Origin of the sequence: Duganella sp. 3397 (assembly GCF_031456625.1) — a bacterium.
In the GTDB taxonomy this organism is placed as follows: Bacteria; Pseudomonadota; Gammaproteobacteria; order Burkholderiales; family Burkholderiaceae_D; genus Rugamonas; species Rugamonas phyllosphaerae.
Genome location: NZ_JAVDVB010000001.1, coordinates 1,050,100 through 1,071,903 on the forward strand (window position 1 = coordinate 1,050,100; position 21,804 = coordinate 1,071,903).

Below are 21,804 nucleotides of genomic sequence, written 5' to 3' on the forward strand. Positions count from 1 at the left end.
GCCATGGCGCTGACCGGTATCTTGCTGGCGGCCGGACGGGGCAAGCGGTTCGACCCGTCCGGTGTGCAAAACAAGCTGCTGCAACTGGTCGATGGCGAGCCGGTCGTGGCTAGGAGCGCGCGCAACATGCTGGCCGCACTGCCGCGCGTGCTGGCCGTGGTGCGGCCCGGCGACGACCGCGTGGCCGCGCTGCTGGGCCGTTTGGGCTGCGAAGTGCGCGTGTCCGAAAATGCCGACCTGGGCATGGGCGAATCGCTGGCTACCGCCATCGAGTACACGCGCGGCGCCGAGGGCTGGCTGATAGCCCTGGGCGACATGCCGTGGGTGCAGCCGGCCACCATGCGGTCGCTGGCCGCAGCGATCAACAAAGGCGCCAACATCGCCGCGCCTGTCTATAAAGGCAGACGTGGCAACCCGGTCGCGTTCAGCGGTTATCATTTACCCTTGTTGCTGGCGCTGGACGGCGACCAGGGCGCACGCGCCATCGTCAACAGCCATCCCGTGCGCGAGGTGGTGGTGGACGACGACGGCGTGGTGCGCGATATCGATACGCCTGCCGATTTGACAGAGTAATTACCAGGACTCAGATGAAGAAAACGACTAAAACCCCGGCCATCGTCTACACCATCGTGGGCCATGACCTGGCGGCCCATTTGTTCCACGTGACCGTGACCGTGGCGGCGCCGTCCGAAGTGGGGCAGGTGTTTGCACTGCCGGCCTGGATCCCGGGCAGCTACATGATCCGCGAATTCTCGCGCAATATCGTGCGCATCCGCGCCGAGTCGGACGGCCAGCCGGTCGAATTGACCAAGCTCGATAAACACTCGTGGCAGGCAGCGCCGCTGAAAAACCACGCGGCCTCGCTTACGCTGCATTACGAAGTCTATGCCTGGGACCTGTCGGTGCGCGCCGCCCACCTGGACCAGAACCACGCCTTCTTCAACGGCACCAGCGTGTTCCTGCGCGTACTGGGCCAGGAAGAAATGCCGCACGTGGTGGACATCCAGCGTCCCGCTGACGAAGCTGCCAAAACCTGGCGCGTGGCCACCGCACTGCCGGAACTCAAAGCCAAACGCTATGGCTACGGCACCTACATCGCCTCGAATTACGACGAATTGATCGACCATCCGGTGGAGCAGGGCGACTTTGCGCTGGCCACCTTCAAGGCGCACGGCATTGCGCACGACGTGGTGGTCACCGGCCGTGTGCCGAACCTCGACCTCGCGCGCCTGTGCACGGATCTGAAACGCATTTGCGAGACGCAAATCACCTTCTTCGAGCCGAAGTCGAAAAAAGCGCCGATGGACCGCTACGTGTTCATGACCATGGCGGTGGGTGACGGCTACGGCGGGCTGGAACACCGGGCCTCGACCGCGCTGATTTGCAATCGTGGCGATTTGCCGACGACTGCGGCCACCACGAAAGATATCGGCGACGGCTACCTGCAATACCTGGGCCTGTGCAGCCACGAGTATTTCCACACCTGGAACGTCAAGCGCATCAAGCCGGCCGCGTTTGCGCCGTACAACCTGCAAGTGGAAAATTACTCACCGCTGCTGTGGCTGTTCGAGGGCTTTACCAGTTACTACGACGACTTGATGCTGGTCCGTTCCGGCCTGATTGCGGAGCCGACGTACTTCAAATTGCTGGGCAAGACCATCGGCAGCGTGTTGCGCGGCAGCGGCCGTACCAAGCAAAGCGTGGCCGAATCGAGCTTCGACGCCTGGGGCAAGTACTACCGCCAGGACGAAAACGCACCGAACGCCATCATCAGCTACTACACCAAGGGCTCGCTGATCGCGCTGGCGCTCGACCTCAGCATCCGCGCCAAGACCGGCGGCAAGAAGTCGCTCGACGACGTGATGCGCGCCTTGTGGGAGCGGTATGGCCGCGACTTCTACCAGGGCGCTGGCCGTGGCGTGACCCCGGCCGAGGTGGAAGCGCTGTTTGACGAGATCAGCGGTGGGCGCTTCAAACCGTTCTTCGACAAGTACATCCGCGGCACCGAGGACGTGCCGCTGGCCAAGCTGCTGGCGCCGTTCGGCGTCAAGTATGTGGACGACCGCAAGTCGTCCAAGCCCAGCCTGGACGCCAACCTGGGCCGCGACGGCAGTGACTGCAAGTTATCTGCCGTGCACGAAAACGGCGCGGCGCACCTGGCCGGTTTGTCGGCCGGCGACGTGCTGGTGGCGGTCGATGGCTTGCGTGTTACTGCGGCCAACCTGGACAGTTTGCTGTCGCGCTACGCGGTGGGCAGCACGGTGGAAATCCATGCGTTCCGGCGCGACGAGTTGATGACTTTTAGCGCGATCCTGCAGGGTGACCGGGTGCCCGGCATTACCTTGTCGCTCGATCCGGTGGCGAAAAAATCGGCCGGGCCCCTGCGTCCGAGCGCTGCGCGCTAGGCTTTTTTTACCCGCAAAGCCAACCAGACCCGCAACGCCAACCAGGGTCGGACCCCGTATGGGGTCCGACCCTACGTGGTCACGTCTGCGTATCGCAAATCCTGATGGCCGGGTTACGCTCTTCTCATGCCAAATTTCGGCATATTTACGCCATCATCCGGCACAAAACTCCGTTATCGGCCCCATCCGCTGCCACTTTTGGCAGAAACCTGCTCACCAAGCCGCGCACAATGCTGCTATCATGCGAATAATTCTCATTCGCTAAATTGCGCTCATCATGGCCACTGCATCGATTTCCCGCCGCGACATCGTCTCGCGAACGCTGGCTGCCGTCCTCGGCGGCTATGCCTTTACCTGGGGGCTGGTCGCGTTCGGCATGGCCGCCATGGTGGCCGCCGACATGGAATTTCATGATGCCGAACACCTGTCCGCCATCATCGGCTTCCTGGTGTTTTTGATCATCTTCCTGGCCGCTTTTGCTGCCCGCAACATCAATCGCGTGTGGCTGGTGCTGGTCGCTGGCGCCGTGATCCTGGCGGCAGCGGCCACCGGCATCCAGAGCCTGGTCGTCTAAATAGCCGAGCAACTGAGCAACCGACACTTACGGAGTTTTTCCAATGCTGCAGAATTTCAGACAGTCGATGGCCTGGGTACACACCTGGTTCGGACTGGCCCTGGGCTTTGTCCTGGTGGTGGTATTTTTCTTCGGTTCGCTGTCGGTGTTCGACCGCGAGATCGACCGCTGGGCGATTCCCGCTTCGCGCTTCGAGCCGCAACCGATGCCGTCGTTCGACAAGTTGATGCGCCCGATTTTCCAGGACATGCAGCCGCTGCCCGAAGCGCGCGCGTTCACCGAGCCGCTGGTCAACGGGCCGCTGCCTGAACATTTCGACAAGGTTCGCAGCTGGTCCGCCTACACCACCCACCGCGATCCGGTGCTGACCTTGTACGCCGGCTACGAGGTGCCGAACGCCAAAGATCCGGAAACCCTGATTTACGCCCAGCGCACGGTCGATCCGCGCACCGGCGCCGCCTTGCCCGACGACCGCCTCAAGGTCGGCAGCGGCTTTTTCTACCCGCTGCATTACAGCCTCACGTTGAACTGGAAAGGTGTCGGCTACTGGATCGTCGGCTTTGCCGCGCTGATGATGCTGGTGGCCCTGGTCACCGGCGTGGTCATGCACCGCAAGATTTTCCGCGAGCTGTTTACCTTTCGGCCTAAAAAGACCACCCAGCGCAGCATGCTCGATCTGCACAACCTGACCGGCGTGGTCGCGCTGCCGTTTCACTTCTTCTTCGCCTTTACCGGCCTGGTGATTTTTGCCGGCATCTACTTCCCGATCGGCCACACCCAGCTCGAAGCCTTGCACGACCAGCACGAAAAACACGAGGCGCTGGAAACCGGCCTGCCGCACGACCCGGCCGGCATCCCGGCCAAGATGGCCTCGGTCGACGCCATGGTCAAGGAAGCGCAGCGCCGCTGGGCCGAAAAAGGCATGGCTGGCGATGTCGGCTTGCTGTTCATGCAGCACGTGGGCGACGCCAACGGTTATGTCAGCGTCTATCGCGCCGGTACCGACCGCATTGCGCTGACGGGCGAGGGCATCCACTTCAAGGCATCCACCGGCGTCGTGATGCGGGAAGATCCACCGCCCACCGCTGTCGGCCGCATCAACGAATTCCTCACCGGCCTGCACTTGCAGCACTTCCGCCATTGGCTGTTGCGCTGGCTGTATGTGCTGGGCGGGCTGCTCGGCTGCGCCTGTATCGCCACCGGTTTCCTGTTCTTTGTCGAAAAGCGCAAGCGCCAGCACGCCAAACAGGGCAGCAGTGGCGCCCGCATTGTCGATGCGCTGGGCGTGACCACGCTCACCGGCATGATGATCGCCGCGCTGGGCATGTTGATTGCCAACCGCCTGCTGCCTGACGTGATGCCGTCAGGCTGGCCGCTGCGCGGCGACATGGAACAATACTGCTTCTGGGCTACCTGGGTGGTGGCGATGGCGCATGCGTTCTGGCGCACCGCGCCGGTGGCCGAGGGCCACATTGCCCCGGCCTGGCGCGAGCAATGCCTGGCCATCGCGGTGCTCGGCGTGGCTGCGCCGGTGCTGAACTGGATCACCACCGGCGACCACCTGCTGCGCACCATCGGTAACGGTTACTGGCCGGTGGCCGGCGTTGACCTGTTCATGCTGACCGGCGCGGTGCTGGCCGCGATGGCCGCGCGCAAGCTGCAACTGCGCGCCGAGAGCACGATGACAGTCAACACCCCGGTGATGGAGGCAGGTCATGCCTGATGCATTGATGTCGTTGGTGGCGCTGGTCGTCACCGTGATGGGCATGGGCTGGCTGGCCCTGTCGATGGAAAACCACTGGGAACAGGTGCGCGGCAAAGCGGCCTGTCCACCGGCCACGGTCAGGTCGCTGCGCTTGCTGGGCGCGGTGGCGCTGCTCACTTCCCTGGTGCTGTGCCTGATGGTCGACTCGGCGTCGATGGCGTCGCTGGTGTGGGTGATGAGCGTGGCGGGGGCGGCGGTGATCGTGGCGTTTACGCTCACCTGGAAAGCCAGCGCGCTGGCCCCCCTGGTGTTCTGGACTAAGGCTTAAATTTTCGGGCTAAAGCTTATTTAAACAGGCGCGCCAACTCTGCGCCCGGATCTTCCGCGCGCATGAAGGCTTCGCCGACCAGGAACGCGTGCACGTTTGCCGCGCGCATGCGTTCCACGTCGGCCGGCACCATGATGCCCGATTCGGTGATCACCAGCTTGTCCTCCGGGATGCGGTCCAGCAGCCCCAGAGTATTGTCCAGCGAGACTTCGAACGTGCGCAGGTTGCGGTTATTAATCCCCAGCAGCCGGGTTTTCAGGCGCAGCGCGGCAGTCAGTTCGTCGCCGTCGTGGGTTTCCACCAGCACGCCCATGCCCAGTTCGTGGGCAACCGCTTCCATTTCCGCCATCAGGCCGTGGTCCAGCGCCGAGACGATCAACAGGATCGCATCGGCTCCCATCGCGCGTGCCTGGTAGATCTGGTAGATGTCGATCATGAAGTCCTTGCGCAGCGCCGGCAGCGCGCACGCGGCGCGCGCCTGCTCCAGGTACGCGGCCGACCCCTGGAAAAACTGTTCATCGGTCAGCACCGACAGGCACGCCGCGCCATGGGCTTCGTAGGTTTTGGCGATATCGGCCGGGTGGAAGTCGGCGCGGATTACGCCTTTCGACGGTGACGCTTTCTTGATCTCGGAGATCACGCCGGGTTTGCCGGCGTCGATCTTGGCGCGCAGGCCCGCTTCGAAGCCGCGCAGCTGGGCGCGCAGCTCGGTGTGCGATTCGACGTCAGCGCGCAGGCTGGCAAAGCTGCGGTGTTTTTTTGCGGCGGCTACTTCGTCGGCTTTGACAGCCAGGATTTTATTGAGGATGTCGGACATGGTTTGCGGTTCACTTATTCGGGCGTTTTATGGATCCCCGCGTTCGCGAGGATGACGGATCGGCGCGCGGCGGCGTTGTTGATAACGCTGCCTGGTCTGCGTTTATTCCCTGTTACCGGCACCAAGGTTCTGTGTAACCTGCACAAATTGTTCAACTTTTTTCAAGGCGTCGCCGGAGGTAATCGCCGCGCGCGCGCGTTGCAAGCCGTTGTCTATCGAATCGGCCACCCCGGCAGCATACAACGCGGTGCCGGCATTGAGCGCCACGATGTCGAAAGCCGGACCCGGTTCACCGCGCAGCGCTTCCATCATCTTCGCTTTCGATTCGGCGGCGTCGCCCACTTTCAGGTTGCGGCTGGCGATCATCGGCAGGCCGAAGTCTTCCGGGTGGATTTCGTATTCGCGGATTTCACCGTTGACCAGTTCACCGATCATGGTGCCGGCGCCCAGCGATACTTCGTCCATATTGTCGCGGCCATAGACCACGATGGCGTGCTGCGCACCCAGGCGTTGCAGTACCCGCACCTGGATCCCGACCAAATCCGCGTGAAATACGCCCATCAGGATGTTCGGTGCGCCGGCCGGGTTGGTCAGCGGGCCCAGGATATTGAAGATCGAGCGCACGCCGAGCTCCTTGCGTACCGGCGCCACGTGGCGCATGGCCGCGTGGTGGTTCGGTGCGAACATGAAGCCGATGCCGGTTTGCGCGATCGATTGGGCGATCTGTTCCGGCTTGAGGTTGATGTTGGCGCCCAGCGCCTCGATCACGTCCGCGCTGCCCGACGACGACGACACGCTGCGACCGCCGTGCTTGGCCACGCGGGCGCCAGCCGCCGCCGCCACGAACATGGCGGTGGTGGAGATATTGAAGGTGTGGGCGCCGTCGCCGCCGGTGCCGACGATGTCGAGCAGGCCGGTGGTGTCGGCCATGGGCACCTTGGTGGAAAATTCGCGCATCACTTGCGCAGCAGCGGCGATCTCGCCGATGGTCTCTTTTTTCACGCGCAGGCCCATGGTCAATGCCGCGACCATGGTGGGCGACATTTCGCCGGACATGATCTGGCGGAACAGGTGCAGCATCTCGTCGTGGAAAATCTCGCGGTGTTCGATACAGCGCAGCAGTGCTTCTTGATGGGTGATGGCCATGGCAATACCTTCTTTAATTTTTTGAGTGCGGACCCCGCACCCCGCGCAGCATGGGGTCGGACCCGGAAGGGTCCGACCCCGGGTTGGGGTGCGGGTTTGCTTAACGAACCAGGAAGTTCTTCAGCAAGGCGTGGCCGTGTTCGGACAGGATCGACTCGGGGTGGAACTGCACACCCTCGATGTCGTAATCCTTGTGCCGCACGCCCATGATTTCGCCGTCATCCGTCCATGCCGTCACTTCGAGGCAGGCTGGCAAGGAGCTGCGCTCGATGGCCAGGGAGTGATAGCGGATCACCGTAAACGGCGAGGGCAAGTCCTTGAAGACACCCACGCCGGTATGCGCGATAAGAGAGGTTTTGCCATGCATGACCTGCTTGGCGCGGATCACCTTGCCGCCGAACGCTTCACCGATGGCCTGGTGGCCCAGGCAGACACCCAGGATCGGCTTCTTGCCGGCGAAGTGTTTGAGCACGGCGATCGAAATGCCGGCCTGCGCCGGGTCTTTCGGACCGGGCGAGATGCAGATGCGGTCGGGATTGAGCGCTTCGATTTCTTCGAGCGTGATTTCGTCGTTGCGGTATACGCGCACGTCTTCGCCCAGTTCGCCGAAGTACTGGACGATGTTGTAGGTGAAGGAGTCGTAGTTGTCGATCATCAGCAGCATGTCAGAACTCCCCATCCAGGCCATCTTGTACTTGTTCGGCAGCGCGCAGCACGGCGCGCGCCTTCGCTTCGGTTTCCTGCCATTCCATTTCTGCGATCGAGTCGGCGACGATGCCGGCGGCAGCCTGCACGTACAACATGCCGTCCTTGATCACGCCGGTGCGAATCGCAATCGCCACGTCCATTTCGCCGCCGAACGACAGGTAGCCGCAGGCGCCGCCGTAGATGCCGCGCTTGGAAATTTCGAGCTCGTCGATCACTTCCATGGCCCGCACTTTCGGCGCGCCGGTGAGCGTGCCGGCCGGGAAGGTGGCGCGCAGTACGTCCAGGTTCGACAGGCCGCTTTTCAGCTTGCCCTCGACGTTGGAGACGATGTGCTGCACGTGCGAGTATTTTTCGATGACCAGGCGGTCGGTGACCTTGACGGTGCCGGTCTCGGAGATGCGGCCCAGGTCATTGCGCGCCAGGTCGATCAGCATCACGTGTTCGGCGATTTCTTTCGGATCGGCCAGCAGTTCGGTGGCCAGTTCGGCGTCGCGCTCGGGCGTGGCGCCGCGCGGGCGGGTGCCGGCGATCGGGCGCAGCGTGACCTTTTTTTCGCCGTCCGCCAGGGTCTCGTTGCGCACCAAAATTTCGGGCGACGCGCCGACGATCTGCATGTCGCCGAAATTGTAGAAGTACATATACGGCGACGGGTTCAGCGAACGCAGCGCGCGGTACAGCGACAGCGGCGAATCGACGTAAGGCTTGCGCAGGCGCTGGCCGATCTGCACCTGCATCAAATCGCCGGCCATCACGTATTCGTGGGCGCGGGCGACCGCCTTCAGATAATCTTCCTTGGCGAAGTCGCGCGTGATCTCGGTGCGGACCGAGGCGCTGGTGACCGGTGCTTCCACGCCCCGGCGCAGCATCATGCGCAGGTCCTTTAAACGCTGGCGCGCTTTGCTGAACGATTCGGGCTGGGTGGTGTCCGCATACACGATCAGGTAGAGCTTGCCGGACAGGTTGTCGATCACCGCCAGTTCCTCGGTCACCATCAGCTGGATGTCGGGCAGGCCCAGGTCATCTTTTGGCTGGTTGGGCGAGTTGGCCAGGGTTTTTTCGATGTGGCGCACGGTGTCGTAGCCGAAGTAGCCGGCCAGGCCACCGCAAAAGCGCGGCATGCCGGGACGTACAGCTACTTTAAAACGCTTCTGGTAGGTTTCGATGAAGTCGAGCGGGTTGCCGTCATGGGTTTCGATGACAGCGCCATTCTTGACGATCTCGGTGCGGTTGCCAAACGTGCGCAAAACGGTGTTGGCCGGCAGGCCGATGAACGAGAAGCGGCCGAAACGCTCGCCGCCCACCACCGACTCGAGCAGGAAGGTATTCTTGCCGGTGTTCTGGGACTGCGCCAGTTTCAGGTACAGCGTGAGCGGGGTTTCGAGATCGGCAAAGGCTTCGGCGATCAGCGGGATGCGGTTGTAGCCTTCGTTGGCCAACGATTTGAATTCGAGTTCGGTCATGTGTGCTCTCCATGGCGCCGCGCGGTCACTGGTGTGAGGAGAGGGCGGCGCTGTTCAAAAAACCTGCCGTGCACCAGCGGTGCGGACGGCAGCAATACGGCTCAGAGGTTAGTCTTGCCAGGATTGCCAGCGTCGCCAAAGCCAGGCCTCAATCGAGCCTGGTTGGTTGACGGTGAGTTTTTTGGTGAGAGACATTTCGGTCTTTGTTCTGCTAAGTTGGTGTAGTTTGCGAACGTATCAGGCGCGCCGCGTCCAGCAGCGAGATAACTATACCATCGGAATCAATATTCTGTACAGATTCACCGTGGTTGTAACCGTACGGTACCGTCAACACCGGGCAACCCGCAGCCCGGGCCGCTTGCGCGTCGTTGGACGAGTCGCCAATCGCCACCACCTGCGCCGGTTGCAGGCCGAAGTCGGCGCACACGGTCAGCAACGGCAGCGGGTCCGGTTTCTTGCGCGCCAGCGAGTCGCCGCCGTACACCACCTCGAAGAAACCATCGAGACCCTTGAGCTTCAACAGCGGGGTGGTGAAGGCGATCGGCTTGTTGGTCACGCAGGCCAGGCGCAGGCCGTCGGCCTGCATCGCTTGTAATCCTTCGAGCACGTCCGGGTACAGCGCGCTGTGCTGACCGTTAATCGCCAGGTAGTGGCGCTGGTACGCTTCCATGGCCACGTTGAAGCGCGCTTCCACCGGCGGCGAATACGGGTCTTCTTTTAACTGCAGTGCCAGCACGGCGCGGATCAGGTTTTCCGATCCCTTGCCCACCATGACGGCGATCTGCTCGCGCGCCACCGGTGGCAGTTCCAGTTCCGCCAGCATGCCGCTCAAGGCCACGTGGAAGTCGGGGATGGTGTCGAGCATGGTGCCATCGAGGTCGATGATTGCTGCGCGTACGCCGGCCAATACGGTCACCATGGTCATATCAGGCTCCGACCTTGGCCAGGTTGGCGCGCATGGCGTCGATCACGGCCTTGTAGTCTGGCTTGCCGAAGATGGCCGAGCCGGCGACAAAAGTGTCGGCGCCGGCAGCGGCAGCGGCAGCGATGTTGTCGATCTTGATGCCGCCATCGACTTCGAGCATGATGTCGCGGCCTGATTCATCGATCAGGCGGCGCGCGTCGGCGATTTTTTTCAGCGCGTGGGGAATGAACGACTGGCCACCAAAGCCCGGGTTGACCGACATGATCAGGATGATGTCGATCTTGTCCATCACGTGCTCGAGGTAGCTCAGCGGCGTGGCCGGGTTGAACACCAGGCCGGCCTTGCAGCCGTGGTCGCGGATCAGTTGCAGCGAACGATCGACGTGATCGGACGCTTCCGGGTGGAAGGTAATGATGTTGGCGCCAGCCTTGGCAAAGTCGGGGATGATGCGGTCCACCGGCTTGACCATCAGGTGCACGTCGATCGGTACTTGCACGTGCGGACGGATCGCTTCGCACACCAGCGGGCCGATGGTCAGATTGGGAACATAATGGTTGTCCATCACGTCAAAGTGAATGATGTCGGCGCCAGCGGCGACGACATTGCGCACTTCCTCGCCCAGGCGGGCGAAATCGGCGGACAGGATGCTCGGTGCGATGCGGTATTGGGTCATGGCAGGGGGCCTTCATGGGCCTGGCGTAAAAAAGATGCGTCATTTTACGCTGGTCGTGGCCGGTCTGCCTAATTAGAGAGCAGATCGGGCGCATTTCTCCCAAGTCGTCCTTGCGTACCTTGCCGATTTGCGGTGCAATGAAGGACTTGCATTCAAAGACAATATTAAGGGAAGTTTGATGGCCACTTACGAATTCACTGTATCAGTCAGAACCCAGTACCTGCCTGAGCAGTCGGACCCGGAGCGCACGAGTTTCGTGTTCACCTATTCCATCACCATCAAGAACACCGGCACGGTGGCGGCGCAGCTCATTTCGCGCCACTGGGTTATTACCGATGCCAACAACCATATCGAGGAAGTGCGCGGCCTGGGGGTGGTCGGCCACCAGCCGCTGCTGCAACCGGGCGAACAGTTCGAATACACCAGCGGCTCGGCGCTGCAAACACCGCAGGGTTCGATGGTCGGCGAATACTTCTGCGTGGCCGAAGACGGCCACCAGTTCGAGGCCAAGATTCCCGAATTCGTGCTGTCGCTGCCGCGTACCTTGCACTGATTAACGTTTGTCCTTGCGTTTATTCCTGGTCCGGCCGTGGAACATCGTCCACCAGACCAGGAACACCAGCAGGCCCAGCGCCACGCACACTTCCAACAACAATATCCACATAGCGATTCTCCATGAACTTTTCCCGCCGTAGTCTACTCGTTCCGGCGAGTGTTGCCATGCTTGCGCTGGCCGCTTGTACCACGACTCCCATTCCATCCGACCAGTCCGCCAAGCCGGCGCCGACCGTGAAGCCGCCGGTCGTGCCGCCCGCCACCACGCCAACCACCCCGGCCACGCCGCCAGCCAAGCTGCAACTGGTACCGAGCACCTTCTCGGCCTTGCCTGGCTGGGACCGCGACGACGTCCGCGCCGCCTGGCCCGCCTTCATGGCCTCGTGCACCTCGCTGGCCAAGCAGGCCAACTGGAAAGAATCGTGCAACATCGCCCGCACCGTAAACGGCAACGACGACAAGGCCATCCGCACCTTCTTCGAGGCATTCATGGTGCCGAACCAGGTGGTCGCGCCCGATGGCGCCACCGACGGCCTGGTTACCGGCTATTACGAGCCGCTGCTGCGCGGCGCCCGCAAGAAGGGTGGACCGTACCAGACGCCGCTGTACAAGGTGCCGGACGACATGATCACCGTGGACCTCGCCAGCGTCTATCCCGACTTGAAGGGGATGCGCCTGCGTGGCAAGCTGGTGGGCAAGAAGCTGGTGCCATATCCTACCCGCGCCGAGATCGATACCGGCGAGATCAAGGGCAAGGAATTGCTGTGGGTCGATGATCCGGTGGAAGCATTCTTCCTGGAAGTGCAGGGCTCGGGCCGGGTGCAGCTGACCGATACCCAGGAAACCGTGCGCGTGGCGTACGCCGACCAGAACGGCCATCCGTACAAGTCGATCGGCAAGTACCTGGTGGAAAAGGGCGAACTGCGGCTGGACCAGGCGTCGGCGCAAGGCATCAAGGCCTGGATTGCCGGCCATCCCACCCGCATGCAGGAACTGTTCAACGCCAATCCGAGCTATGTGTTCTTCAAGGAAGAGCGCTTGCCCGATCCGAAGATCGGCCCGAAAGGCGCAATGGGCTTGCCGCTCACGCCGCAGCGCTCGGTAGCGATCGATCCCACCCAGCTGCCGCTGGGCGCGCCGATTTTCTTGAGCACCACGCAGCCCAACACCGACATTCCGATGCAGCGGCTGGTCATGGCGCAGGATACGGGCGGCGCCATTCGTGGTGCGATCCGTGTCGATTACTTCTTCGGCTTCGGTACCGAGGCGGCAGAAAATGCCGGCCGCATGAAGCAGCGCGGCAATGTGTGGGTGCTGCTGCCTAAATAATCAGCGGAGCACGAGGACCGGCAAGGTGGTGTTTGACAACACCTTGTCGGTCTGGCTGCCCAGCAGGAATTTGTCCAGCCCCGTGTGGCCGTGGGTGGCCATGATGATCAGGTCGCAGTTGAAGCGTTTCGACGCTTCGATGATTTCCTCGAACGGCACGGTGGACGTCGAGATGATGCCTTCGAACGGCACGCCGGCGATATTGGCGGCGGCGGCCAGCTTGTCGATGTGCTCGCGTGCGGCTTCCTGCATCTGCACCGAGAAGTCGCCCACGTCCACGACCACGCCGGTGTCGCTGATCGGGGTCATGGCGACCGGTTGCACGACCGTGATGCCGACCATGCGGGCCTGGTGCAACATGGCGAACTGCACGGCGGTGGCCGTGGCTTTTTCCGACAGCTCGGAACCATCGGTAGGGAAAAGAATCGATTTGAACATGGTGCACTCCAGTTGGCGGTTGATGGGAGTGAGCCTAATGTCTTGGCGCGATTCCTGTCGCACGCTACTACAACGACCACGATCATGCCCCGGCCCGGGATAGACGCTACAATCGACGCCATACCTATGCCACCGTGGAGGAACATCATGCAACAAGCACCGTATGCAGACCTGATCGTCGAAGTACACGGCAAGACCGCGCTGATCCGCCTGAACCGTCCCAAGGCCCTGAACGCCCTCAATGACAACATGATGGACGAACTTGGCGACGCCTTGCGCAGCTTCGATGCCGATCCGGCCATCGGCTGCATCGTCTTAACCGGCAGCGAAAAGGCATTTGCCGCCGGCGCCGACATTGCCGCCATGGTCGACTACACGTATGCCGACACCTACCGCGACAACTACATCAGCCGCAACTGGGAGCACATCCTCAAGGTGCGCAAGCCGGTCATCGGCGCCGTGGCAGGCTTTGCTTTGGGCGGCGGTTGCGAGCTGGCCATGATGTGCGACTTTATCGTCGCCGCCGACACCGCCAAGTTCGGCCAGCCCGAAATCAAGATCGGTGTGCCGCCCGGCGCCGGCGCCACCCAGCGCCTGCCGCGCGCCATCGGCAAGGCCAAGGCCATGGACATGCTGCTCACCGCGCGCACCATCGACGCCGCCGAGGCCGAGCGTATCGGCCTGGTCTCGCGCGTGGTGCCGGCCGAAAAACTGATCGAGGAAGTGCTGGCGATCGCCGCACAGATCGCCACCATGCCCACCTCGGTGGCGATGATGGTCAAGGACGCCGTCAACCGCGCTTTCGAGACTCCGCTGACCGATGGCGTGGCCTACGAGCGCCGCCTGTTCCAGGCCGCGTTCGGCACGCCAGCGCAAAAAGAGGGCATGCAGGCCTTCCTGGCCAAGCGTCCCGCCAACTTCGACGGACTGTGACCGGCCTTCCATGCGGATCTTGATTATCGAAGACAATCCGGACATCCTGGCCAACCTGTACGCGTTCCTGGAGCCGAAGGGCCACGTGCTCGACTCGGCCGCCAACGGCTACGCCGGCCTGGCGCTGGCCGCCCAGCACGAGTACGACGTGATGGTGCTCGACGTCATGCTGCCGGGGATGACGGGGCTGGAGCTGTGCCACAAGATCCGCACCGAGCTGCGCCATGCCACGCCTGTGCTCATGCTCACCGCGCGCGACACGCTGCAGGACAAGGTGGCCGGCTTCGACAGCGGCGCCGACGATTACCTGGTCAAGCCGTTCTCGCTGGTCGAACTGGAAGTGCGCCTGAACGCGCTGGTGCGCCGCGCGCGCGGCCAGACTGCCGGCGCCGCCGTGCTGGCGGTGGGCGACCTGCGTTTCGACACTGAAAAATTCGAGGTGCACCGCGCCGGCACGCCGCTGGTGCTCACCAGGACCGGCTACATCATCCTCAAGTGCCTGATGACCCAGGCGCCCAAGCTGGTCCCGCGCGACATGCTGGAACAGCAAGTATGGGGCGAGGACCGCCCCGACAGCGACGCCCTGCGCACGCACATCCATGCGCTGCGCCAGGTGCTCGACAAACCCTACGACTTTGCCATGCTGCGCACCGTGTCCGGCATAGGCTACAAATTACTCGCCTCCGATGCCCCCCTTTAAGTCCCTGCGCCGCCGTATCGTCGTTGCCTACCTGCTGTTTGCCGCCGTCGCCAGCCTGTTTTTTGCCATCATTGCCGCCGTGGCGGTCGAAGGGATCGAGGTCAAGCTGGTCGATGAGCGCCTTGAGGAAGTGGCGGCCTGGGCGTCGCCGCGCCAGGCGGGCGGCCTGCCGGTTGAAATGCCGGCCGGCCTGAGCTTCTTCCATGACGCCGAAATTCCGCAGTCGCTGCGCGGCCTGCCGCAGGGCGCCAACGAAATCACCGTCGATGGCGTGGATCTGCACGTGCTGGCCGGGCGCGATGCTGCCGGCGACTACGTGGTGGTGGACCACGCCAGCGCCTATGAAAAAATCGAGCTGGTGGTCTACAGCATGTTTGCCATCGGCTTTGCCGGTTTCCTGGTCTCATCGTTGATGTTCGGGGCGTTTATCGGCAACAGCGTGGTACGCCCCATCATGGACCTGGCCACGGCCGTGCAGGCGCGCCGCACCGACCTGCCGCTGCAGGACAGTCCCGACGAGCTGGGCATCCTGGCGCGCGCCTTTGCCGCCCGCACCACCGAGCTGACCGAGGTGCTGGACCGCGAACGTTTCTTTACCGGCGACGTCAGCCACGAGCTGCGCACGCCGCTCACCGTCATCAGCGGCGCGGCCGAGGTGATCATGGCGCAGGCGCCGGGCAACCCGGCGATCCAGGCCGCCTCCGAGCGCATTTACCGCGCCGCGCGCGACGCGTCCGATTCGATCACGGTGCTGCTGCGCCTGGCCCGCTCGCCCGAGCAGCTCGAAGCAGCGCCGGTCTCGATGGCTGCGCTGGCTGCCGAGGAGTGCGCGCGCAGCCAGCCGCTGCTGGGCGCCAAGCCGTTGAGCTTGCGCTACGCCGGCGGCTTCGACTTCCTGGTCACCGCGCCGCGCGAGCTGATGATTGCCGCCGTCGGCAACCTGGTGCGCAACGCCTGCCTGTATACATTGGAGGGTGAAGTGGTGGTGGTGCTGCAAGACCGGTCGCTGTTTGTCGAGGATACCGGCCCCGGCCTGCCACCGGCCGCGCGCGCCAGGGTGCTGCACGAGGCCGCGCCACCTGGCGCCAGCGGTAGCGGCTCTTCCGGCACCGGCCTGGGCCTGGGACTGGTGCAGCGCATCTGCGCCTACCTGGGCGCCAGCCTGCATTACAGCGAGAGAGCAGGGGGCGGCAGCGTGTTCGAGATTCGCTTTCCATAAAACTAATCACAAAATTAAGTTGGTTTAACGCAATCTTAACGCCGCCGTGACGGCGATTTGACCGGCAGGTTTGTAAGGTAGAGGCTAGACTTCTGGAGCCTCGCGTGAACGTTCACAACCTGACCATGCAGTTGCCACAGGCACTGCGCACCAACATCCTGCCGCGCCTGCGCCAGCTGACCTTGCATCCTATGCAACTGACGCTGGCCGCCGCGGTGTTCCTGGTCCTGGCCTACAACTTCAGCTTCTGGAAAACTTTCGTGGTCGCCACCGGCGGCTTGCAGGCTTCCAATATTCCGCTATACCTGGGGGCGTTTACCATGCTGGCGCTGGTGTTCAACGCCTTTTTGAGCCTGGTCGGGTTCCGCTACCTGCTCAAACCGGTGCTGATCGCGCTGTTCTTCATGACTGCCGGCGCCAGCTACTTCATGAACCGTTACGGCATCGCCATCGACGCCGCCATGGTCCAGAACGTGATGGAAACCGATCCGCACGAAGCCCAAGAGCTGCTGAGCTGGGATTTGCTGTTCACCATGGCCATGTTGGGCGTGTTGCCGTCGCTGCTGGTCTACCACGTCAAGCTGCGCTATCCGTCGATTACCCGCAGCGTGGTCACCAATGCCATCGTGTTCCTGCTGTCGGTGTGCGCAGCGGGGATCTTGATGATGACATTCTTCAAGACCCTGGCCCCGGCCGTGCGCGAGTACCGCGAAATGCGCTTCCTGCTCACGCCCACCAACGTGATCCAGGCCACCAACTCTTATTTCAAGCACCACTTCGCCAAGCCGCTGGTGGTGGAACCGATGGGCCGCGACGCCATGAAGGGCAAGCTGTGGTCGCAACCGCCCGACCACCCCACGGCAGGCGCGCAGGCGCCGCGCCGCACGGTGACCATCATGGTGGTGGGGGAAACTGCGCGCGCCATGAATTTCTCGCTCAACGGCTACAGCCGCAACACCAATCCGCTGCTGTCGCACCAGGCCGGCCTGATCAATTTTAAGAATGTACACTCGTGCGGCACGGCGACGGCGATTTCCGTGCCTTGCTTGTTTTCCGGCATGACGCGTGAAAATTATTCGGAAGACAAGGCCAAGGCGCAGGAGGGCTTGCTCGACGTAATCAGTCACGCCGGCATTGACGTGCTGTGGCGCGACAACAATTCCGGCTGCAAGGGCGCCTGCGACCGCGTCACCTACGAAGACATGTCCGAAGTGAAAGCCGGCGATCCGTTCTGCGGCAAGGACGAGTGCTACGACGAGCGCATGCTGCAAGGCTTGCCGGACATCATCCGCAACGCCAAGCGCGACCTCGTGATCGTGCTGCACCAGAAGGGCAGCCACGGCCCGGCTTACTGGAAGCGGTATCCGCCGGCATTCCAGCGCTTCGGTCCGGTGTGCACCAGCAATGAACTGGAAAAATGTTCGCGCGAGTCGATTGTCGCCGCCTACGACAACACCATCCTGTACACCGATTATTTCCTCAGCAAGACCATCGACTTGCTGCGTGCGGCCGGCGCCGAGAACAACGTCGAGACCGCGATGATGTATTTCTCCGACCATGGCGAATCGCTGGGCGAGAAGAATATGTATTTGCACGGTGCGCCGTACATCATCTCGCCGGAAGAGCAGCGCCACATCCCGTTCATGCTGTGGCTGGACCAGAATTTCCGCGACCGCTTCAATATCGACCAGCGCTGCATGGAAGCGCGGCGCGACCAGGAGTTCTCGCACGACAATGTGTTCCACTCGTTCCTGGGCATGTTGAACATCAACACCGCCGTCTACAACCCGCAACTGGATATGTTCCATGCCTGTACCCTTGCCAACCAGCCCTGATATTCCTGCCAAACGTCGCATCGCCCTGTTGCGGCCGGTGGAGTGGGCAATGCTGGTCGCCGGCCTGCTGATCTTGTGGATCGGCAATAACACCGATCTCGACCTGGCCCTGGCCGACGCCATGTTCGACCGCGCCCATAACGTCTTTCCCTGGCAGCACGCCTGGCTGGCCGAGCGCTTCAACCACGAAATTCTGAAGACCGTGCTGCAGGTGCTGGGTTTTGCGGTGGTGGGCGTGGCCAGCTGGGATTGCTTCAAGCCGATCCGTCGCTGGACTGCTGCGCGCCGCACCGGCATGCGCGTGCTGGCGCTGTCGGCGCTGCTGGTGCCGGCGGCCATCAGCCTGCTCAAGCGTTTCAGCGATTCGCACTGCCCTTGGGATTTGCAGCGCTACGGTGGCGACGAGCCGTATGTGCGCTTACTGGAAATGATGCCGGCCGGTATACCTTCCGGTCACTGCCTGCCGGCTGGCCACGCCTCGAGCGCGCTGTGGCTGCTGGCGCTGGCCGTGTTCTGGCTGCCGGCGCGTCCGCGCATGGCCGCTGCCGTGGGTGCGCTCATGCTGGCGTTCGGCTTTGCCGTGGGCTGGATGCAGCAGTTGCGCGGCGCCCATTTCCTTACCCACACCCTGTGGTCGATCTGGATCGCGGTGCTGATCGTTTATTTGCTGTATCGGATACTCGGCTCACGTAAGGGGCGTGCAGCGTTGGCCTGATTTCATAAAGTACGTCACAATCCCCGCTATCAGGTTGTTTAACTTATAACGGGGATTCCATGAACGAGCAAATCGCGAGAGATGTGGTGATGGTCCGCGCCATCGAAACCACCGACCAGAAGCAGGAAATTCTCAGCGAAGACGACCGCTTGTACGCCAGCCGCAGCGCGCGCGAACTGGCGCAGTGGCAAGCCTCGGGCAAGCACGCCGAGGTGACCGGCGACGATTTCCTGCAGCAGCGCTCCGACCTGCTGCTCAAGCGCCTGGCTGAGCGCAATCCCGCGTTTGCCAGCTTTTCCAAGCGCCGCTACGGCTTGCAAGGGCTCACCTGGGCGCTGCCGTTGCTGGCCCTGGTATTGGGCGTGGCGCTCGACCGCATTACCGATCCGCACCGCGTCGATCTGCTCTCCGCGCCCTTGTTGCTGATCCTGGCCTGGAACTTCGTGGTCTATATAGGATTGCTGATCAGCCTGGTCATTCCATCGCGTGCGCCGGGCTGGCCCAAGGATGGCATGGTGCGCCGCCTGAGCGTGGGCAAGCTGGTCCTGCCGCGCAAGATGCCGCCGGTACTGGCCACCGCCTTGCTCAGCTTTATGGGGGAGTGGGCGCAACTGAGCGCCAGACTGACGGCCGCCCGGCTCAACCGCACCATTCACTTGAGCGCGGCGCTGTTTTCCCTCGGCGCCGTCGCCTCGCTGTATGCGCGCGGCCTGCTGGCGCAGTATGGCGCCGGCTGGGAAAGCACCTTCCTCAATGCGTCGCAAGTGCATGGCCTGCTGTCGTTCCTGTTCGCGCCGGCGATGTTCATATTTAATTTGCAAGGTTTTACCCTGGCCGAGATCGAGGCGCTGCGCTTCCCGCAGACCACGCTGGCCGAGGGCGGGGCGCGCTGGGTGCATTTATATGCGGCGACCATCTTCCTGTTCGTGGTGCTGCCGCGCATGTTGCTGGCGCTGGCCTACAACCTGCGCGCCGCGCATTTCGCCAGGCGCTTCCCGCTTGACCTCGACCATCCGTACTTCCGCCGCCTGAATGACACCATCGGCGTGTCCACCGGCGGCCTGCTGCGCGTGCTGCCGTACAGCTTTACGGTGGACGAGGTGCGCCACCAGGGCCTGGTGCAGGTCGCGGTGATGGCGTTCGGCGAGCAGGGCCGCATGATGTTGCGGCCATCGAGTGCGTACGGCGAAGAAGCGCGCGAGATCCTGCGCGAAGTCGATCTGACCGACCCCAACGTGAACATCACTGCGGTGCTCTTTAATATTACCGCCACTCCGGAGAAGGAAAACCACGGCGCCTTCCTCGACTACCTGGTCAAGTCGTCGCCGCGCGGCATTGCCGTGCTGCTGGACGAATCAAGCTACGTCGAACGCATGGGCGACCACCCCGACGACCGCGCCCGCCTGGCCGAGCGCGTGGCGCTGTGGCAGCAGTTCTGCCACTTCCATCATACCAGGGCCACGGTGGTCAACTTGCTCAACCCTGGCACCCATCCGCTCGAAGCCGGGCTGCCACTTTCGTCCCCACAATGACCGTTTCCATGCAAAAAGACGGTGTACAGATCCAGTTCGCGCTGATTTCGCACACCAATAATGGCAAAACCACGCTGGCTCGCACCCTGGTTGGTGTCGATATCGGCGAGGTGCGCGATGCCGCCCATGTCACCATCTTCGCCGAATCGCACACCTTGTTGACCACGCCGCAAGGCGACGCGCTGCAACTGTGGGATACGCCGGGCTTTGGCGACTCGGTGCGCCTGCTCAAGCGCCTGGGACAAGCGGGCAACCCGATCGGCTGGTTCCTGCGCGAAGTGATCGACCGCTACCGCGACCGGCCATTCTGGCTCAGCCAGCAGGCGATGCGCACCGCGCGTGAATCGGCCGACCTGGTGCTGTACCTGGTCAATTCGTCAGAAGATCCGCGCGACACCGGCTACCTGCCGGCGGAAATGAAAATCCTCGAATGGCTCGACAAGCCGGTCGTGGTGTTGCTCAACCAGGTGGGCCGGCCACGCCCGCTGGGTGAAGAACACGCCGAGCAGGAGCGCTGGCGCCAGCACCTGCGTCAGTATCCGGCCGTACGCGAGGTGCTGGCGCTGGACGCCTTCGCGCGCTGCTGGGTGCACGAGCGGGTGTTCTACGACACCGTCGGCAAGCTGCTCGATCCTTCTCTGCAGGCCGGTTATGGCCGGTTGTTCGCCACCTGGCAGGCGCGCAATGCCGAGCGCTACGACCGCGCCATCCATCTGCTCGCTGACCAGTTGGCCACTGCCGCGCGCGACAGCGAACAGGTAGTGGAAGAAAGCAGGAGCATGCTCAAGTCCGCGCTCAAGGTGGTGGGCATCGGCAAGAACGAAGAGCAGCAGCGCCAGGACCGGGCGATGGCTACCCTGGTCGCGCGCCTCAATCAACGCTCGATCGAGAGCACGCGCGAGCTGCTGATCCTGCACCAGCTTGACCCCACCGACGCCGGCAAGATCAACGAGCGCGTGCGCGAGAGCTTTGCCGTGCGCGCACCGATCGACAAGGCGCAAGCCGGTTTGCTGGGCGCCATGTTGTCTGGTGCCGCCACCGGCTTGTCGGCCGACGTAATGGCTGGCGGTCTGACGTTAGGCGGCGGCGCCATCATCGGCGGGGTGGTGGGGGCGCTTACCTTTGCCGGCGCCGCCTGGGGTTTCAACGCCAGCACCGACCGCAACGTCGCTGCCGTGCAATTTACCGACGCTTTCATGCGTAACCTGGTCGTGGTCGGCGTGCTGCGCTACCTGGCCGTGGCGCACTTTGGCCGTGGTCGCGGCAATTTCGTCGAAAACGAAGCGCCGGCGTTCTGGCAGGAAGAAGTGGAACAGGCCGTCAGCGCGCACGATGCCGACCTGGCCGAACTGTGGAAAGACCTGCGCCGCGAGAAGGCAGCGCTGAGCGGCGACCGTGCAGCATTGCTCATCAAGCAAATCGTTTCCGCTACCCTGGCGCGCCTGTATCCCGACGTCGCCGGCAGCCTGTAAAAAGCCTCTTGCCAAGCCCCTGGTGGCCGGCCTATAATTCGCCCCCTCGCAGAACAACGCATGCAAATGCAGAGTGAAACGAGAAAAAAGAAGGTTGACGAAACGAGCTAAACGCTTCATACTCTTTCTTCTTCGCGGCTGACAAAACGATCGCAGCGAAACGCAGTACCGAATACAGTTCTTTAAAAATTAACAGTCGATAAGTGTGGACGTTTGATGAAAGTGCACGCAGCACTAGTTGCTGTGATACTTAAAATATCAAATGTTCACAAGAAGTAATGAAATAGGCGCTATGAAAATAGTGGCCTGTCAGTATTTTGAGTGAGCGACCCGTC

At 62.7% G+C, this 21,804-nt stretch carries 21 protein-coding genes; 14 read left to right on the forward strand and 7 right to left on the reverse strand.

From position 1 onward, the window contains the following. The first annotated feature begins 3 nt into the window (after positions 1 to 3). The 5 genes from J2X54_RS04545 to J2X54_RS04565 all read left to right on the forward strand — a co-directional run bounded on the left by J2X54_RS04545 (position 4) and on the right by J2X54_RS04565 (position 5,012). Positions 4 to 573, forward strand: a complete 570-nt coding sequence (locus J2X54_RS04545) for a nucleotidyltransferase family protein (protein ID WP_310178325.1) — start codon at positions 4 to 6, stop codon at positions 571 to 573. A gap of 14 nt (positions 574 to 587) precedes the next feature. Then, a complete protein-coding gene (locus J2X54_RS04550) occupies positions 588 to 2,405 on the forward strand; it encodes a PDZ domain-containing protein (RefSeq protein WP_310178326.1) in 1,818 nt (605 codons plus the stop codon). A 277-nt stretch (positions 2,406 to 2,682) separates the two neighbouring features. Then, positions 2,683 to 2,979, forward strand: coding sequence for an iron uptake protein (locus J2X54_RS04555; RefSeq protein ID WP_070248527.1), 297 nt, complete (start codon positions 2,683 to 2,685; stop codon positions 2,977 to 2,979). Positions 2,980 to 3,022: 43 nt separating this feature from the next. Further along, positions 3,023 to 4,702 carry a PepSY-associated TM helix domain-containing protein gene (locus J2X54_RS04560; RefSeq protein WP_310178327.1) on the forward strand — a complete coding sequence of 560 codons (1,680 nt, stop codon included), beginning with the start codon at positions 3,023 to 3,025 and terminating at the stop codon, positions 4,700 to 4,702. Beyond that, entirely contained in the window at positions 4,695 to 5,012 is a 318-nt protein-coding gene (locus J2X54_RS04565) for a DUF3325 domain-containing protein (protein WP_310178328.1), read from the forward strand. The genes J2X54_RS04560 and J2X54_RS04565 overlap by 8 nt, the downstream gene beginning before the upstream one ends. A 16-nt stretch (positions 5,013 to 5,028) precedes the next feature. Here J2X54_RS04565 and trpC read toward each other — a convergent pair whose 3' ends face one another. From trpC to rpe, 6 genes are all read right to left on the reverse strand, one after another. Continuing rightward, on the reverse strand, positions 5,029 to 5,829 hold the full coding sequence (trpC, locus tag J2X54_RS04570; protein WP_310178330.1) for an indole-3-glycerol phosphate synthase TrpC: 801 nt from the start codon (positions 5,827 to 5,829) through the stop codon (positions 5,029 to 5,031). A gap of 102 nt (positions 5,830 to 5,931) precedes the next feature. Next, the gene (trpD, locus tag J2X54_RS04575; protein ID WP_310178332.1) at positions 5,932 to 6,975 is read right to left on the reverse strand and encodes an anthranilate phosphoribosyltransferase; all 1,044 of its coding nucleotides are present in this window, start codon (positions 6,973 to 6,975) and stop codon (positions 5,932 to 5,934) included. A 100-nt stretch (positions 6,976 to 7,075) separates the two neighbouring features. After that, positions 7,076 to 7,639 (reverse strand): aminodeoxychorismate/anthranilate synthase component II, encoded by a 564-nt coding sequence (locus tag J2X54_RS04580; protein ID WP_070248535.1) that lies wholly within the window; start codon positions 7,637 to 7,639, stop codon positions 7,076 to 7,078. Position 7,640: 1 nt separating this feature from the next. Then, positions 7,641 to 9,143 (reverse strand): anthranilate synthase component I, encoded by a 1,503-nt coding sequence (gene trpE, locus J2X54_RS04585; protein ID WP_310178335.1) that lies wholly within the window; start codon positions 9,141 to 9,143, stop codon positions 7,641 to 7,643. A 211-nt stretch (positions 9,144 to 9,354) separates the two neighbouring features. After that, positions 9,355 to 10,068 carry a phosphoglycolate phosphatase gene (locus J2X54_RS04590; protein ID WP_310178338.1) on the reverse strand — a complete coding sequence of 238 codons (714 nt, stop codon included), beginning with the start codon at positions 10,066 to 10,068 and terminating at the stop codon, positions 9,355 to 9,357. 1 nt (position 10,069) lies between these two features. Next, a complete protein-coding gene (rpe, locus tag J2X54_RS04595) occupies positions 10,070 to 10,741 on the reverse strand; it encodes a ribulose-phosphate 3-epimerase (RefSeq protein WP_070248538.1) in 672 nt (223 codons plus the stop codon). A gap of 178 nt (positions 10,742 to 10,919) precedes the next feature. Between rpe and apaG the strand changes: the two genes are divergently transcribed. Continuing rightward, positions 10,920 to 11,294 carry a Co2+/Mg2+ efflux protein ApaG gene (apaG, locus tag J2X54_RS04600; protein ID WP_070248540.1) on the forward strand — a complete coding sequence of 125 codons (375 nt, stop codon included), beginning with the start codon at positions 10,920 to 10,922 and terminating at the stop codon, positions 11,292 to 11,294. A 167-nt stretch (positions 11,295 to 11,461) separates the two neighbouring features. Then, positions 11,462 to 12,625 (forward strand): murein transglycosylase A, encoded by a 1,164-nt coding sequence (locus J2X54_RS04605; RefSeq protein ID WP_141749527.1) that lies wholly within the window; start codon positions 11,462 to 11,464, stop codon positions 12,623 to 12,625. Here J2X54_RS04605 and J2X54_RS04610 read toward each other — a convergent pair whose 3' ends face one another. Then, on the reverse strand, positions 12,626 to 13,063 hold the full coding sequence (locus tag J2X54_RS04610; RefSeq protein WP_310178346.1) for a universal stress protein: 438 nt from the start codon (positions 13,061 to 13,063) through the stop codon (positions 12,626 to 12,628). Positions 13,064 to 13,210: 147 nt separating this feature from the next. Between J2X54_RS04610 and J2X54_RS04615 the strand changes: the two genes are divergently transcribed. From J2X54_RS04615 to J2X54_RS04645, 7 genes are all read left to right on the forward strand, one after another. Further along, positions 13,211 to 13,996, forward strand: a complete 786-nt coding sequence (locus tag J2X54_RS04615) for an enoyl-CoA hydratase (protein WP_070248545.1) — start codon at positions 13,211 to 13,213, stop codon at positions 13,994 to 13,996. Positions 13,997 to 14,006: 10 nt separating this feature from the next. Continuing rightward, a complete protein-coding gene (locus J2X54_RS04620; RefSeq protein WP_310178350.1) occupies positions 14,007 to 14,696 on the forward strand; it encodes a response regulator transcription factor in 690 nt (229 codons plus the stop codon). Further along, positions 14,683 to 15,915, forward strand: a complete 1,233-nt coding sequence (locus J2X54_RS04625; RefSeq protein ID WP_310178352.1) for a HAMP domain-containing sensor histidine kinase — start codon at positions 14,683 to 14,685, stop codon at positions 15,913 to 15,915. Before J2X54_RS04620 ends, J2X54_RS04625 begins: the two co-directional genes overlap by 14 nt. 104 nt (positions 15,916 to 16,019) lie before the next feature. Then, complete coding sequence (locus J2X54_RS04630; protein ID WP_310178355.1) at positions 16,020 to 17,750, forward strand: phosphoethanolamine--lipid A transferase; 1,731 nt, start codon at positions 16,020 to 16,022, stop codon at positions 17,748 to 17,750. Further along, a complete protein-coding gene (locus J2X54_RS04635; protein WP_310178358.1) occupies positions 17,722 to 18,465 on the forward strand; it encodes a phosphatase PAP2 family protein in 744 nt (247 codons plus the stop codon). Before J2X54_RS04630 ends, J2X54_RS04635 begins: the two co-directional genes overlap by 29 nt. A 59-nt stretch (positions 18,466 to 18,524) precedes the next feature. Continuing rightward, positions 18,525 to 19,997, forward strand: coding sequence for a DUF2868 domain-containing protein (locus J2X54_RS04640; protein WP_310178360.1), 1,473 nt, complete (start codon positions 18,525 to 18,527; stop codon positions 19,995 to 19,997). 8 nt (positions 19,998 to 20,005) lie between these two features. Beyond that, entirely contained in the window at positions 20,006 to 21,469 is a 1,464-nt protein-coding gene (locus tag J2X54_RS04645; RefSeq protein WP_310178363.1) for a GTPase domain-containing protein, read from the forward strand. Positions 21,470 to 21,804: the final 335 nt, after the last annotated feature.

Excerpts from the sequence above, each read along its gene's own strand:
- J2X54_RS04545 (WP_310178325.1), top strand. The coding sequence starts at position 4 with ATGGCGCTGACCGGTATCTTGCTGGCGGCCGGACGGGGCAAGCGGTTC.
- J2X54_RS04550 (WP_310178326.1), top strand. The coding sequence starts at position 588 with ATGAAGAAAACGACTAAAACCCCGGCCATCGTCTACACCATCGTGGGC.
- J2X54_RS04555 (WP_070248527.1), top strand. The coding sequence starts at position 2,683 with ATGGCCACTGCATCGATTTCCCGCCGCGACATCGTCTCGCGAACGCTG.
- J2X54_RS04560 (WP_310178327.1), top strand. The coding sequence starts at position 3,023 with ATGCTGCAGAATTTCAGACAGTCGATGGCCTGGGTACACACCTGGTTC.
- J2X54_RS04565 (WP_310178328.1), top strand. The coding sequence starts at position 4,695 with ATGCCTGATGCATTGATGTCGTTGGTGGCGCTGGTCGTCACCGTGATG.
- trpC (WP_310178330.1), bottom strand. The coding sequence starts at position 5,829 with ATGTCCGACATCCTCAATAAAATCCTGGCTGTCAAAGCCGACGAAGTA.
- trpD (WP_310178332.1), bottom strand. The coding sequence starts at position 6,975 with ATGGCCATCACCCATCAAGAAGCACTGCTGCGCTGTATCGAACACCGC.
- J2X54_RS04580 (WP_070248535.1), bottom strand. The coding sequence starts at position 7,639 with ATGCTGCTGATGATCGACAACTACGACTCCTTCACCTACAACATCGTC.
- trpE (WP_310178335.1), bottom strand. The coding sequence starts at position 9,143 with ATGACCGAACTCGAATTCAAATCGTTGGCCAACGAAGGCTACAACCGC.
- J2X54_RS04590 (WP_310178338.1), bottom strand. The coding sequence starts at position 10,068 with ATGACCATGGTGACCGTATTGGCCGGCGTACGCGCAGCAATCATCGAC.
- rpe (WP_070248538.1), bottom strand. The coding sequence starts at position 10,741 with ATGACCCAATACCGCATCGCACCGAGCATCCTGTCCGCCGATTTCGCC.
- apaG (WP_070248540.1), top strand. The coding sequence starts at position 10,920 with ATGGCCACTTACGAATTCACTGTATCAGTCAGAACCCAGTACCTGCCT.
- J2X54_RS04605 (WP_141749527.1), top strand. The coding sequence starts at position 11,462 with ATGCTTGCGCTGGCCGCTTGTACCACGACTCCCATTCCATCCGACCAG.
- J2X54_RS04610 (WP_310178346.1), bottom strand. The coding sequence starts at position 13,063 with ATGTTCAAATCGATTCTTTTCCCTACCGATGGTTCCGAGCTGTCGGAA.
- J2X54_RS04615 (WP_070248545.1), top strand. The coding sequence starts at position 13,211 with ATGCAACAAGCACCGTATGCAGACCTGATCGTCGAAGTACACGGCAAG.
- J2X54_RS04620 (WP_310178350.1), top strand. The coding sequence starts at position 14,007 with ATGCGGATCTTGATTATCGAAGACAATCCGGACATCCTGGCCAACCTG.
- J2X54_RS04625 (WP_310178352.1), top strand. The coding sequence starts at position 14,683 with ATGCCCCCCTTTAAGTCCCTGCGCCGCCGTATCGTCGTTGCCTACCTG.
- J2X54_RS04635 (WP_310178358.1), top strand. The coding sequence starts at position 17,722 with ATGCCTGTACCCTTGCCAACCAGCCCTGATATTCCTGCCAAACGTCGC.
- J2X54_RS04640 (WP_310178360.1), top strand. The coding sequence starts at position 18,525 with ATGAACGAGCAAATCGCGAGAGATGTGGTGATGGTCCGCGCCATCGAA.
- J2X54_RS04645 (WP_310178363.1), top strand. The coding sequence starts at position 20,006 with ATGCAAAAAGACGGTGTACAGATCCAGTTCGCGCTGATTTCGCACACC.